This is a genomic window from Bacillus sp. CH_70, assembly GCF_038007045.1.
GTDB classification, from domain to species: Bacteria; Bacillota; Bacilli; order Bacillales; family Bacillaceae_G; genus Bacillus_A; species Bacillus_A cereus.
The window spans coordinates 5,064,056-5,077,976 of record NZ_JBBOWL010000001.1 but is presented as its reverse complement, the minus strand read 5'-3'; the positions used below and the strand labels follow the sequence as shown (position 1 = coordinate 5,077,976).

The window sequence follows — 13,921 nt, the reverse complement described above, 5'->3', positions numbered from 1 at the left end:
GTATGAAGACATTTCCAGTCAGTATTGTAACTCCTGATGGACCGGTTTACGAAAAAGAAGTAGAAATGGTAAGTGTAAAAGCAGAGAGTGGGGAAATGGGGATCTTACCAGGTCACATTCCAACTGTTGCACCATTAAAAATTAGTGCAGTTCGTCTGAAAAATGGTGGACACACTGATTATGTAGCAGTAAGTGGTGGCTTTATCGAAGTTCGTCCAGATAAAGTAACTGTATTATCATCATCTGCTGAAGAAGCAAACCATATCGATATCCATCGTGCAAATGAAGCGAAGCGTCGCGCTGAGCAACGTATGCAAGACAAACAAGCACATGTTGACTTTAGACGTGCAGAAATGGCATTACAACGTGCTGTGAACCGTTTAAATGTTTCTGATATGAAGTAAAAAAATCCGTAAGGGCCTTGCCTTTACGGATTTTTTTTGTGTATTTTATGGATAATTTTACAAAACTGGTATAATTATATTGATGCTTGTATAAGTAGAAGTGTACAACAATTTATATTTTATGAAGGGGATGAATCAATGATCGGTGAAATGAAACGAGAAGCATTGTACTCTTTAAAGGGGAAATGGGGACTAGGTGTTGGATCAACGATTTTATATTTTATTTTAAGTTATGTCGTTTCGATGGCTGCAATGCTTATATTATTAATTCCAGGAATTATTATATTTTTCTTAGTTGTTAGCTTAGCTGGGTCAGTTGAGGCGGAAACGATGTCAATTGGAGCAGCTATTACATTTGGGATTTTCTATTGCATAATGATTATTTTGAGTAATGCATCTTATGGTATTACCTCATACGGTTACACGAATGTGTTTCTACAAATTAGTAAACGAGAAGATGCTAAAGTAGATTACTTATTCGAAGGATTTCGTGGCTTTAAAAGAATGATGAAAACAATGTGGGCAATGCTTGCGATTTTGTTATATACGGGTACATGGATTCCGATGCTGTTAATAGGCTTATTTGCATTGTTAGGTGAAGAAGGGAATACGTCATTTGCAATAGCTTTCTTCGTACTATTAGCAATTTCAATTGTTGGTATGATTGTGATGTATTTTTCTTATGCACTGACGTACTATGTGATGATTGAAAATCCAGAATATAGTGTTTCGCAGGCGATGAAGGAAAGTAAGAATCTTATGAGGGGTCATAAGTTAGATTTGTTTCTTTTATGGCTGAGCTTCATAGGTTGGGTTGTTTTAGCGCTTCTTACTTTTGGAATAGGATTTCTTTGGCTTAGTCCGTATATGAGTACAACGACAGCACACTTTTATCGCTACATTTCAAAAGGTGAATTTCAATAGGAACATGCTATACTAATAGAATTATTGTGTATAGGAGGCGAGGCTACGCATGATTAGTGATCTAAAAGGAGAAGCACTAGATTCATTAGAAGGGAAGTGGGGATTAGCTGTTGGAGCTACACTGCTCATTTCAATTCTTATCACGGCTTTTAGTTTTAGTGTTGATTGGGGATTTTCTTTAATTTTCGGTTGGCAAAAAACAAATGGTTCACTTTCAACGAATATTCTTACATTTTTTGTTACTGGGCCGTTAACTTTAGGTGGATATTACCTTGGTTTAAATATCCTTCGTGAAAATCAAGCTAGTATCGGTAATGTATTCATTTGGTTTTCAGAGGGAAAGAGATTTCTAAAATCATTTTTATTATATTTATTAGTAAATCTTTATCTTTTCTTATGGACGTTATTGTTCATTATTCCAGGTATTATTAAATCATTTTCTTATGCGATGACATACTTTATTATAAACGATCATCCTGAATATTCACTGAACCAAGCTATTACAGAAAGTCGTCGTATGATGGATGGACATAAGATGGAGTATTTTATTTTATGTTTAAGTTTTATCGGTTGGTTTATATTAAGTTGTATTACATTAGGGATTGGATTCTTATGGTTAATTCCATATTTCTACACAACATCTGCGGCTTTTTACGAAGAGATCGCAGAAGAATATTATGAGAAAAATATTTAGCACTAAAAAACCCCCAGTATGAATTATTTGTTCATACTGGGGTTTTTTTGTAGAAACTTTATAAATTGATTGCTAGTAAGTGGTTTACTGAAATAGTAACCTTGCATATATTTACATTTATGTTTTTGCAGAAACTTAAGCTGTTTTTCGGTTTCAATTCCTTCGGCAACGACTGAAAGATTTAAAGTATTTGCGAGGGAAAGGATTGTAGAAACGATGGCTCGTTCTTCAGGACGATGATCAGCTAATTGTGTAAATTCTCTCGGTACTTTTAATGTGTCGATTGGAAAAATTGATAAATAAGCAAGAGAAGAATACCCAGTACCGAAGTCATCAATGGAAGTTTGGATACCGTATTCTTTTAATTGCTTCAGTCTTAATAACGTTTCTTTCTCGTCAATCATTGCAATTCTTTCTGTTAACTCAAGGGTTACATATTTTGGATCGACTTGCACGTCGTTTAATATTTGTGAAATGTTTTCGATTAATTGATCTTGCCGGAACTCTTTTGCAGATAAATTAACACTTATTTTTAAATTTTGGTAGCCAAAGGTATGCCATATTTTTAATTGGAGACAAGCTTCTTGTAATACCCAATGTCCAAGTGGGACTACTTGTGGCGTCTCTTCTACAATTGGAATAAACTCACATGGTGAAATGTCACCTAATAGCGGGTGTTTCCACCGTATTAAAGCTTCAGCACCGATAATTTTATTTGTTGTCGTATCAATTTGTGGTTGATAAACGAGATAAAATTCTTTGTTTACTAAAGCGATTGGCAAATCTTTTTCAATTCGAGCTTTTCGCTCCATTTTTTTATATAGTTCTTTCGTGTAAAGAGAGCTACCGTTTTTTCCTTTATTCTTTGCTTCGTACATGGCCATATCAGCATGCTGCAAAATGGATAGTGGATCTTCACCTGCTTCAGGATATATTGCAATTCCGATACTCGGTGAGATTTGTAAATGTTGATTTTCGATTTCAAATGGCTCATTCATGGCCGCTACAATCATATCAGCTATTTTTTGGACATCTGGCTTTTTTTTGTAATTCTCGATAAGGATTGTGAACTCATCTCCAGCTAGCCGCGCGAGTTTCATATTTGATGTTGATATTCTTTCGAGCCTTTTTGCTACTGCGATAAGCAATAGGTCTCCTACTCGATGACCGAGGGTATCATTAATAACTTTAAAACGGTCTAGGTCGAGAAACATAACAGCAAAAGACTTTTTCGATACTTTTGCTCGTGCAATTGCCTGTTCTAAATGTTTATGAAATGCACGACGATTTGCAAGCTCTGTTAAAGTATCATGGTATGCTAGGAAATTAATTTGTTCTTGTTGTTGTTTGCTTTCCGTAATATCTTTAATCATTAAATAAACTCCAGAAATTTTCTCCTTTAAAAAGATCGGTACGGCGGTAACGTGCAAGTAGTAAATATCTCTGTTTTTATGGTACGCCCGTATTTCTAAAGAGATAGAATATCCCTTTTTTACACGATGAAAGGCGTTAATCATTTCTTCTAAATCTTCTTCGTATATGAGTGAGTAGTAAGGCTGGTTTAATAATTCATTCGTTTGATAACCGAGTAAAGTAGTACCAGCGTTATTTACTTTGAGAAAATTACCGTACAAATCTAATGTGAAGATTGGATCTGGATGATGCTCGTATAAAGATTTAAACATTTGTTGATTATGATAGAGTTCATTTTTCTGTTCTACTAAATCTTCTGTACGTAGTTCAATTTGTTTCTCGAGTTCTGAGTTGAATTGCATTTGAGCTAGCAATAATATTTTATTTTGTTTTCGAACTAAACTATGACGTATGAGAACGAAAGAGAAAGTTATTATCAGTCCGATTACTATAATAGGCGCAAAAACGTATTCGACTAATATAAAAACAATAAGCATTACTACCGAAATATACGGTAATGATAATCGGATTGCTTCACCAATTTTAAGTGTTAGTAGTACTTGTTCTTGTTTTTCAGGTTCTTTTGTATGGAGAATACAGGCAATTGCTACTAGTACTAAGGTTACTTGATAGAAAGGAGTAACTGTAAACATAGAATACTCTGGTATGAAGTATTTTATATAAGCATAAATCGCATCGGTAGTAGCATATAAAATTAAAGCACTGCCAAGAAGCGCACCAACCTTTTTAGGTAATAAGGATAGTGGTTTGAATAAAAGATTGATTCCTATTAAGAGAAAGAGTAAATCAGCCATTGGATAGGTAAGTTGAACAAATATGTCGATATAGGATGTTGTAAAGATGTGAATGGTTCGTTCAATAAGTAAGTAGTAACTTAAAGTAAATTGGGCTGTAACGATAATACAAATATCACATAGCATAAAAAGTTTTTCTAATAAATCTCGGTTGTAAATGATTTCGTATAGAAAGGCAAAGGCAAAACTAACTAAAAAAAGTAAGTAAAAAAAATCAGACGGATCAACGAACGTATAGAAGTCCTTTACAATTAAACGCTGATAGGCAACGACTATATCACCGATAAAATAAGAGAGAGCTCCAACAGATAATATGATCCAAAATAAACGAGGTAGCCCTTCTTTCATGTTTGAAAAGTAAAGAATATAACTACAAGCGATAATATCAATTAATAGGGTACTCGTTCCGATTAATAGCTGAAAAGGAAATGAGTATTCATATAGAAAAGGCATCGCTACGTAGTGAAGCGTTATGGACAGCAATACAATGCTTATAAGAATACTTACATGTGTTTGTTTTTTCATTTATATCACCTACGGTTCCTTGAAAAGCATATATAAGTTTTATATTTATTTTGCACAATTATAGCAAGTTGTAAAGATAGATTTTAATAATTCTTGTTTCTGTCTCCCAACATATCGACATAGGAATTTGAAGTTTGCTATAATGATTAGAATAGTTGCATTATTTAGAAAAATTTAAAAATAATAATTACTGCAACTAGGACATATTGTTTACTATGTGAACTTGTTCTTAATTTAGGGGGGGAGGGTTTCACAATGGCAAGTGTATATGAAAATAGTTATATGATCGTTTTGATTTTCTTGCTATTAGGTATATTGCTGCCGGTAGTGGCTCTTACATTAGGAAGGATGCTGCGCCCAAATAAACCAAGTGCAGCAAAGGCGACGACGTATGAGAGTGGAATTGAGCCTTTTCACGATGCAAATATTCGGTTTCATGCTCGTTATTATATTTTCGCTTTATTGTTTGTGATCTTTGATGTAGAAACTTTATTTTTATATCCTTGGGCTGTTGCGTATGACAAGCTAGGTTTATTTGCATTAATTGAGATGCTCATCTTTGTTGTAATGTTGCTAGTTGGATTAGCGTATGCTTGGAAAAAGAAGGTGTTACAATGGTTATAAATTTTGAGGAATTACATCCAAATGAGCGAGCAGAATTAGAACGAAATATCTTTTTTTCTACATTGGAACAGTTGAAAGGATGGGCGAGGAGCAATTCTTTATGGCCGATGACATTCGGACTGGCGTGCTGTGCAATTGAAATGATGGGAGTAGGCTCATCACATTATGATTTAGATCGATTTGGGTCATTTTTTCGAACTTCACCAAGGCAATCGGACGTCATGATTGTATCGGGAACAGTAACGAAGAAGATGGCTCCTATTGTTCGGCGTTTATATGATCAAATGCCTGAACCGAAATGGGTTATTGCGATGGGATCTTGTGCGACAGCAGGTGGTCCGTATGTAAATTCATATGCTGTTGTGAAAGGTGTAGACCAAATCGTACCAGTTGATGTGTATATTCCTGGTTGTCCCCCAAATCCGGCTGCTTTAATTTATGGAATTAATAAATTAAAAGAAAAAATTCGTTACGAAGCAAAGACCGGGAAGCAGGTGACGAATAAATGAGTAATCCAAACAAAGATTTAGAGGATTTGAAAAAAGAAGCAGCTAGGCGTGCAAAAGAAGAAGCGAGAAAACGCCTTGTAGAGAAACACGGGGCGGAAATAAGTGAGCTTGAGGCAGAAGATCAAGAAAAAGAGAAAGCGCTACCAAAAAATGAAGATATTACTATAGAAGAAGCAAAGCGACGTGCGGCAGCGTTAGCGAAGCAGAAAAGAGAAGGAACAGAAGAAGTAACGGAAGAAGAAAAAGCGAAAGCGAAAGTGAAGGCGAAGGCAGCAGCGGCAGCAAAAGCAAAAGCGGCAGCGTTAGCGAAACAGAAAAGAGAAGGGACAGAAGAAGTAACGGAAGAAGAAAAAGCGAAAGCGAAGGCAGCAGCGGCAGCAAAAGCAAAAGCGGCAGCGTTAGCGAAGCAGAAAAGAGAAGGAACAGAAGAAGTAACAAAAGAAGAAAAAGCGAAAGCCAAGGCGAAGGCGGCAGCAGCTGCAAAAGCAAAAGCGGCAGCGTTAGCGAAACAGAAAAGAGAAGGGACAGAAGAAGTAACGGAAGAAGAAAAAGCGAAAGCCAAGGCGAAGGCGGTGGCGGCGGCCAAGGCAAAAGCGGCAGCATTAGCGAAGCAGAAAGCCTCGCAAGGTGATGGGGATTCGGGAGATGAAAAGGCCAAGGCAATTGCAGCGGCAAAAGCGAAAGCAGCAGCGGCTGCAAGAGCGAAGACAAAGGGAGCTGAAGGTAAGAAAGAGGAGGAGCCGAAGCAGGAAGAACCGTCCGTAAATCAACCGCATTTAAATCAGTATGTTGAGGCTATTAGGGAGAAGTTAGGAGAGGGTGCATTAGTAGATTCCTATATTAATAAATTGTCAAAGGATGTGCCAACTCTTGTGGTGGATCCCGCAAAATATTATGAAGTGATGGAGTCACTGCGATTCCATGAGGGACTTGCTTTTGATTATATGTCAGAGCTACATGCGACGGATTTTGTGACACATATGGAAGTGTATGTTCATTTGTTTTCATATGGCAAGAAACAATCGGTAGCGGTGAAGGTAAAACTAGACCGGGAAGCGCCGCAAGTCGAGTCTGTGACAGCGCTTTGGAAAGGGGCTGACTGGCCGGAGAGAGAAGCGTACGATTTGCTAGGCATTGTATTTAAAGGGCATCCGAATTTAACGCGTATTTTAATGCCAGATGATTGGGTAGGATATCCGCTTAGAAAAGACTATGAACCGTATGATGTGGAGGTGTAGCTATGATCCGCACGGAAGAGATGCTTTTGAATGTAGGACCTCAGCATCCGAGTACACATGGTGTGTTCAGGCTCGTAATTAAGATTGACGGGGAAATTATTAAAGAAGCTACACCGGTTATTGGGTATTTGCATCGCGGGACGGAAAAGATTGCTGAGAGCTTACAGTATACGCAAATTATTCCTTATACAGATCGAATGGACTATTTATCAGCCATGACGAATAATTACGTCATTTGCCATGCTGTAGAGACGATGATGGGGCTTGAAATTCCAGAGCGTGCCGAATACTTGCGAGTACTTGCGATGGAGCTAGGAAGAATTGCAAGCCATCTCGTTTGGTGGGGGACGAATCTTCTTGATATAGGAGCGGTCAGCCCGTTTCTGTACGCGTTTCGTGAACGAGAGATGATTATAAATTTATTAAATGAATTATGCGGGGCACGGCTTACTTTTAACTATATGAGAGTTGGTGGTGTGAAGTGGGATGCGCCAGATGGTTGGATTGAAAAGGTGGAAGAGTTTGTTCCGTATATGAGAGAGCAATTGGCAGGTTATCATGATCTTGTTAGCGGTAATGAGATTTTCTTAAATCGTGTGAAAGGCGTTGGTATATATAGCGCGGAAGAAGCGATTTCGTATTCTTTAAGCGGAGCAAATTTGCGGTGCACTGGAGTAAACTGGGATCTTCGCAAAGATGAGCCATATTCGATTTATGATCGTTTTGATTTTGATATTCCTGTTGGAAGTGTGGGAGATGCTTGGGATCGCTACGTTTGCCGAATGCAAGAAATCGAGGAGTCTTTAAAGATTGTTGAGCAAGCAGTTCAACAGTTCCCGAAAGATGGAGCTGTGCTGGCAAAAGTACCGAAAATTATTAAGGCACCTAAGGGAGAAGCGTTCGTACGTATAGAATCGCCGCGCGGAGAGATTGGTTGTTATATCGCAAGTGATGGAAAGAAAGAGCCGTACCGTTTGAAGTTTCGTAGACCATCTTTTTATAACTTGCAAATTTTACCGAAGTTATTAAAAGGTGAAAACATCGCTAATTTAATTACGATTTTAGGTGGAGTTGATATTGTACTTGGGGAGGTTGATGGCTAATGATTGAGACGCTCTTACAATCACCTTCAAGCTGGACGAATTTCTTCATTTTTTTCGGATTAGCGGTGCTTCTACTATTTGCAGTCCTTGGCTTCGTTACATATGGAATCTTGGCAGAACGGAAAGTGATGGGGTTTATGCAAGGGCGGATTGGACCAAACCAGGTTGGAGGCCGATTCGGTTTACTGCAAACGGTAGCTGATGTTTTAAAACTATTATTGAAAGAAGATAGTATTCCGAAAGCAGCAGATAAACCGCTGTTTATATTAGCGCCTGTCATTGCATTTGCACCAGCATTTATGGTGCTTGCAGTTATCCCGTTCACTGATAAATTTCAATTTGCAGATATTGGAGTCGGGCTACTTTATTATATTGCTGTTTCCGGTATTACGACGATAGGTGTTGTAACTGGGGGATGGGCATCGAATAATAAATATTCCCTTTTAGGAGGGATGCGTGCGGCGGCGCAAATGATTTCTTATGAGATTCCGCTCGTAATGAGTGTAATTGGTATCGTTTTGTTAGCTGGTAGCCTGAATTTAAATGAGATTGTAGCGGCGCAGGAGAAGGTTTGGTACATTTTCGTACAGCCAATTGGCTTCGTCGTTTTCTTAATCGCAGCAGTTGCAGAGTTAAATAGGACGCCATTCGATTTGCCAGAAGCGGAGTCAGAACTTGTTTCTGGATACCATACGGAATACTCAGGTTTTCGCTGGGCGTTTTTCATGCTTTCAGAGTACGTATATTTCTTCGGGATGGCATCGTTAATTACAGTGCTCTTTTTAGGAGGATGGAATCCAGTCATGTTTCTTGGATTTATCCCAGGTGCCGTATGGTTTGCTTTGAAATTTAGCAGTGTAGTCTTTCTATTAATTTGGTTCCGCGTTACGTTCCCGCGTATAAGAGGTGACCAGTTAATGGAGTTTGGGTGGAAAGTATTATTGCCGATTGCACTTGCAAATATTTTCTTAACGGCATTGATTAAGGAGTTATTCTTCTAATCTATGAGGGGGGTGCCAGTAAGAGATGAAAGGACTATTTAAAGGATTAAAATATACATTAAGTAATTTGAGCAAGAAGAAGGTAACGTATGATTATCCAAATCAGCCGTTGCCGTTGCCAGACCGTTTTCGGGGGATTCAAAAATTTTATCCGGAGAAATGTATTGTTTGTAATCAATGCTCTAACATTTGTCCGACAGACTGTATTCAGTTAACAGGAAAGAAACATCCAGATCCTACGAAAAAAGGAAAAATTATCGACACGTATGATATTAATTTTGAAATTTGTATTCTTTGTGATTTATGTACAGAAGTTTGCCCGACAGAGGCAATTGTCATGACAAATAACTTTGAACTCGCGGAATATTCACGTGATGACTTATTTAAAAATTTGCAGTGGCTTGACGAAAACGACGAAAACGTCAGGAAGGAGAATAAGGCATGAATGGCGAGTTTGTAGCATTCTTTATACTATCCTTGTCTGCAATTATCGGCGGTGTTCTTATGTTGAACTTAACGAAAGTTATGCACATGATGCTAGCTCTCGTTCTGACATTTCTCAGCATTGCAGGTTTGTATTTTCTTTTATCAGCTGAATTTATAGGCGTTGCACAAATTTTACTTTACTCTGGTGCAATCACAATTATTATGATTTTCGGCATTATGTTAACGAAACATAACGCGGAAAATGAATCGCGTCTTACTCTTCGAAAATGGATTATCTTCTTTGCAGTTGTAGTATTTGGAGCGGTTATGTATTTCGCTGTTAATAATGTTGATTTTGCAAATGAAAGCACACAAGGAAGTTTACCTCTCCATGAAAACAACACACTTCAAATCGGTACGCTTCTCTATTCAAAATATATTATTCCATTTGAACTAACTTCAGTTATTTTACTTGTAGCACTCGTTGGCGCGATTATACTTGCGAAAAAGGACGAGAAAGAGGAGGATTCCAATGAGTAGCGTTCCGGCTTCTGCATATTTAACACTTGCGATTATTTTGTTTTGCATCGGTCTATTTGGAGCTTTAACAAAGCGGAATACAGTAATCGTATTAGTTTGTATCGAATTAATGCTGAATGCTGCCAATTTAAACTTAGTGGCGTTTAGTAAATTAGGCCTATTTCCGAATTTAACAGGTCAAATTTTCTCACTGTTTACGATGGCTGTAGCGGCAGCAGAAGCGGCGGTAGGACTCGCTATTTTAATTGCTTTGTATCGTAATCGTACGACAGTTCAGGTAGATGAAATGGATACGCTCAAAGGATAGCATTGTGACCGAAAAAGGGGGAAGGAAACAATGATCGATTATGCATGGCTCATACCGCTTTTCCCACTCGTTTCGTTTTTGTTACTTATTATATTCGGGAAGAAAATTAGAGAAGGAAGCAGCGTACTTAGTATTTTTTTCGTCTTTCTCTCCTTTGTACTTGCGGTACTTGTGTTAATAGAAAGGTTTTCAGAAGCAAGCGTGAAGCATAAGTGGGTGTGGCTTAGAGCTGGAGATGTGGATATATCATTCGGCTTTGAGGTGACTGCATTAGGAACTTTAATGTTATTTATCGTTACGCTTGTGAGTCTGCTTGTACATGTGTATTCGAAAGGTTATATGAAAGGTGATGAACGATTACCAACCTTTTACGCATATTTAGGACTCTTTACATTTGCGATGTTAGGGCTTGTTATATCAACGAATTTATTACAGCTTTATATATTTTGGGAATTAGTTGGCCTTGGCTCATTTTTACTTATCGGTTTTTATTTCTTTAAAGAAGAAGCGAAGGCTGCTGCAAAAAAGGCTTTTATTATGACCCGTATTGGAGATGTTGGTTTATTTATCGGGATGATTTTAATTTTTTGGTACGTAGGTAGTTTTGAATATGACGCAATATTTAGGGCGATTTATACAGGGGATTTACCTCCTTACATGATTACGATAACAGCGATATTAATTTTTATCGGGGCGATGGGGAAATCAGGTCAGTTCCCGCTTCATACGTGGTTGCCAGATGCAATGGAGGGGCCAACGCCTGTTTCGGCACTTATTCACGCCGCGACGATGGTTGCAGCAGGCGTATATTTAGTAGCGACGATGTTCCCTCTATTTTCAGCAAGTACAGTGGCGATGCAGACCGTGGCAATCGTTGGAGCTTTCACTGCAATCTTTGCGGCCTCTATCGGTCTCGTGCAAACAGATATAAAGAGAGTACTTGCTTATTCTACAGTTAGCCAGCTTGGATATATGATGCTTGCGTTAGGTTCTGCAGGTTATGTAGCCGGTGTCTTCCATTTAACGACACATGCTTTTTTTAAAGCACTACTATTTTTGGCAGCAGGAAGTGTAATTCATGCAGTGCATACGCAAAACATTAATAAAATGGGCGGTTTACAGAAGAAGATGAAAGTAACTGGTACGCTATTTCTAATAGGTACCCTTGCCATTAGCGGTGTTCCGCTCCTTTCCGGTTTTTTCAGCAAAGATGAAATTTTAGCGGCGACTTGGATGAATGGCAATTACGTTTTATTTACTTTAGCAGTAATTGCGGCGTTTTTAACAGCGTTTTATATGTTCCGCCTATACTTTCTTGTCTTTACCGGAGAAACGAAGACGAAGGAAGATGTTCATGAGTCGCCCCGCGTTATGACGTATCCAATGATTGTTCTCGGCGTTCTCGCAGTAGTGGCAGGATATATAAATACACCATGGTTCGGTACGTTTCTCGGAGATTGGTTGACGAAAGATGTAGGGTTCAAGGTTGAAGAAGCGCATGGGCCAGTTTGGATTATGATTGTTGCGACGCTCGTTTCATTTGCGGGAATCGCTCTTGCGTATTTCATATATGGCAAGAAATCAATTTCTAGAGATTGGGCTGGGGGTACGGAAACCTCGCTTTATAATCTTTTGAAAGAAAAATATTATGTGGATGAACTATACAACATGACGGTGATCCCTATTACAAAAGGAATCGCTCATGTGCTTCGCTTATTTGAAGTGTATGTAGTCGAGGGAATTGCAGTTTTAATTGGAAGCGTAGTTAAAGGTACAAGTAATCTTGGGTCGAAACTTCAAAACGGGAATGTACAAGTGTACGGTACTGTAACGGCGGTTTCGCTCGCTGTACTCGTCATTATTTTGCTCTATACAGGAGGGGATTTACGATGAATGATTTGTTGTTAACGTTCTTCATTTTTTCCCCGCTTTTAGGAATTTTATTGCTTGTATTAACACCGAAAAAGGAATTGCGTACAGTGCGGGCGCTTGGCTTATTTGGGACGGCACTTCCATTTGGAATCGCTATCGTCCTCGCTTGTACATATGCTTCTGGAAAGAGCTTGTCACTATTTGATGAAAAGGTGAAATGGATTAAGTTCGGAGATTTTACAGCGGTGGATAAAAGGTGGTTTTCTATTTATTACGAGCTCGGTATTGATGGTTTGTCGCTTGTTATGATGGTGCTGACGGCTCTTCTAGCGATGCTCGCAGCAATTGCAGCCTTTTCTATTAAAAGAAATTTAAAAGCATTTTATATGCTGTTACTCATGCTAGAAATAGGGATGCTCGGCGTCTTTGCTGCTCAAAATCTAATGTTGTTTTTTATCTTCTTTGAAATTACGTTGCCACCAATGTTCTTATTGATTGGGAAGTGGGGGAAATTATCGAGCGAAAAGGCTGCGTATAGTTATTTAATATATAACGGTATTGGCTCAGCTATTTTGCTCATTGTTTTCTCAATTTTGTTCGCGAAAACAGGTACAACAAATATTGTGGAGCTGAAAGAGATATTAAGAAGTGTAAGTGCAGAAGGAGAACTCATCATCCCAAGTAGCTTGCAGCTTGGTGTATTTATTTCCATAATGATTGCCTTTGCAATTAAACTACCTGTTTTTCCGTTGCACCGTTGGATGGTCAATGTGCACATAGAAGCGCATCCAGCTGTAGTTATGCTTCATGCTGGTGTTTTGCTAAAGATTGGAGCGTACGGTATTATTCGCTTCGGAAAAGGGCTATTCCCGGAATATTTTCACGATGTTGCAACGCTAATTGCGATATTAGGTGTAATTAATTTATTGTACGGTGCCTTTTTAGCGCTCATCCAAACGGACTTTAGGAAAGTACTGGCTTACTCTAGTATTTCGCATATGGGAATTGTGTTAATGGGACTTGCGTCACTTAATGCACCGGGTACACAAGGGGCGTTATTCCAGGTTGTATCGCACGGTTTAATTGCAGCCTTACTGTTTTTCTTACTCGGTGTTATAGAACAACGTTTCGGAACATCAGAAATTACAGCGCTTGGTGGACTCGCAAAAAGTGTCCCAGTACTTAGCGGCTTCTTCTTAGCAGGAGGAATGGCATCGCTTGGATTACCAGGGATGTCTGGGTTTGTTAGTGAATTTCTTGCCTTTCTCGGTTTATTTCAAGGAGAGCCCGTCATTGCTGCAGTCGGTGTGATTGGCATCATTTTAACCGCTGTATATGTATTAAGGGCGACACTTCAAGTGACATTCGGAAAGAAAGAGTGGGAAGCAAAATCTGATATACATGGATGGGAGTATGTCCCTGTTTTACTACTTATCTTTTGTATTATTGCAATTGGAGTTATGCCAGAGATACTAGGGGATCCGCTTCAAAATACATTGAAAACATTGGGGGTGAAGTAGGATGGA

Annotated in this window: 14 protein-coding genes; 13 read left to right on the top strand and 1 reads right to left on the bottom strand. The window is 38.6% G+C overall.

Annotation, left to right across the window (positions count from 1 at the left end):
- The first annotated feature begins 2 nt into the window (after nucleotides 1-2).
- The 3 genes from atpC to N2V79_RS26020 all read left to right on the top strand — a co-directional run bounded on the left by atpC (nucleotide 3) and on the right by N2V79_RS26020 (nucleotide 2,022).
- Complete coding sequence (gene atpC, locus N2V79_RS26030; RefSeq protein ID WP_000847215.1) at nucleotides 3-404, top strand: F0F1 ATP synthase subunit epsilon; 402 nt, start codon at nucleotides 3-5, stop codon at nucleotides 402-404.
- Nucleotides 405-542: 138 nt separating this feature from the next.
- A complete protein-coding gene (locus N2V79_RS26025) occupies nucleotides 543-1,328 on the top strand; it encodes a DUF975 family protein (RefSeq protein WP_327904814.1) in 786 nt (261 codons plus the stop codon).
- 49 nt (nucleotides 1,329-1,377) lie between these two features.
- Entirely contained in the window at nucleotides 1,378-2,022 is a 645-nt protein-coding gene (locus N2V79_RS26020; RefSeq protein ID WP_023523558.1) for a DUF975 family protein, read from the top strand.
- A gap of 23 nt (nucleotides 2,023-2,045) precedes the next feature.
- Here N2V79_RS26020 and N2V79_RS26015 read toward each other — a convergent pair whose 3' ends face one another.
- A complete protein-coding gene (locus N2V79_RS26015) occupies nucleotides 2,046-4,775 on the bottom strand; it encodes a putative bifunctional diguanylate cyclase/phosphodiesterase (protein ID WP_144465596.1) in 2,730 nt (909 codons plus the stop codon).
- Between the two features lie 255 nt (nucleotides 4,776-5,030).
- Between N2V79_RS26015 and nuoA the strand changes: the two genes are divergently transcribed.
- From nuoA to N2V79_RS25965, 10 genes are read left to right on the top strand one after another with little or no spacing between them, the layout of a single operon-like run.
- Nucleotides 5,031-5,399, top strand: a complete 369-nt coding sequence (gene nuoA, locus N2V79_RS26010) for an NADH-quinone oxidoreductase subunit NuoA (RefSeq protein WP_000179273.1) — start codon at nucleotides 5,031-5,033, stop codon at nucleotides 5,397-5,399.
- The gene (nuoB, locus tag N2V79_RS26005) at nucleotides 5,390-5,908 is read left to right on the top strand and encodes an NADH-quinone oxidoreductase subunit NuoB (RefSeq protein ID WP_000236331.1); all 519 of its coding nucleotides are present in this window, start codon (nucleotides 5,390-5,392) and stop codon (nucleotides 5,906-5,908) included. Before nuoA ends, nuoB begins: the two co-directional genes overlap by 10 nt.
- A complete protein-coding gene (locus tag N2V79_RS26000; protein WP_340720315.1) occupies nucleotides 5,905-7,146 on the top strand; it encodes an NADH-quinone oxidoreductase subunit C in 1,242 nt (413 codons plus the stop codon). The genes nuoB and N2V79_RS26000 overlap by 4 nt, the downstream gene beginning before the upstream one ends.
- 2 nt (nucleotides 7,147-7,148) lie before the next feature.
- Nucleotides 7,149-8,249 carry an NADH-quinone oxidoreductase subunit NuoD gene (gene nuoD, locus N2V79_RS25995; RefSeq protein ID WP_000621434.1) on the top strand — a complete coding sequence of 367 codons (1,101 nt, stop codon included), beginning with the start codon at nucleotides 7,149-7,151 and terminating at the stop codon, nucleotides 8,247-8,249.
- Nucleotides 8,249-9,250 (top strand): NADH-quinone oxidoreductase subunit NuoH, encoded by a 1,002-nt coding sequence (gene nuoH / locus N2V79_RS25990; protein WP_000573426.1) that lies wholly within the window; start codon nucleotides 8,249-8,251, stop codon nucleotides 9,248-9,250. Before nuoD ends, nuoH begins: the two co-directional genes overlap by 1 nt.
- 25 nt (nucleotides 9,251-9,275) lie before the next feature.
- Nucleotides 9,276-9,695 (top strand): NADH-quinone oxidoreductase subunit NuoI, encoded by a 420-nt coding sequence (nuoI, locus tag N2V79_RS25985; RefSeq protein WP_000677191.1) that lies wholly within the window; start codon nucleotides 9,276-9,278, stop codon nucleotides 9,693-9,695.
- Complete coding sequence (locus N2V79_RS25980) at nucleotides 9,692-10,216, top strand: NADH-quinone oxidoreductase subunit J (RefSeq protein ID WP_340720314.1); 525 nt, start codon at nucleotides 9,692-9,694, stop codon at nucleotides 10,214-10,216. Before nuoI ends, N2V79_RS25980 begins: the two co-directional genes overlap by 4 nt.
- Nucleotides 10,209-10,523: an NADH-quinone oxidoreductase subunit NuoK gene (nuoK, locus tag N2V79_RS25975; RefSeq protein WP_000100079.1), complete on the top strand. Its 315-nt coding sequence runs from the start codon at nucleotides 10,209-10,211 to the stop codon at nucleotides 10,521-10,523. Before N2V79_RS25980 ends, nuoK begins: the two co-directional genes overlap by 8 nt.
- Nucleotides 10,524-10,553: 30 nt before the next feature.
- On the top strand, nucleotides 10,554-12,416 hold the full coding sequence (nuoL, locus tag N2V79_RS25970; protein ID WP_340720313.1) for an NADH-quinone oxidoreductase subunit L: 1,863 nt from the start codon (nucleotides 10,554-10,556) through the stop codon (nucleotides 12,414-12,416).
- Nucleotides 12,413-13,915: an NADH-quinone oxidoreductase subunit M gene (locus tag N2V79_RS25965; protein WP_053563318.1), complete on the top strand. Its 1,503-nt coding sequence runs from the start codon at nucleotides 12,413-12,415 to the stop codon at nucleotides 13,913-13,915. Before nuoL ends, N2V79_RS25965 begins: the two co-directional genes overlap by 4 nt.
- The last annotated feature ends 6 nt before the right edge of the window (nucleotides 13,916-13,921 follow it).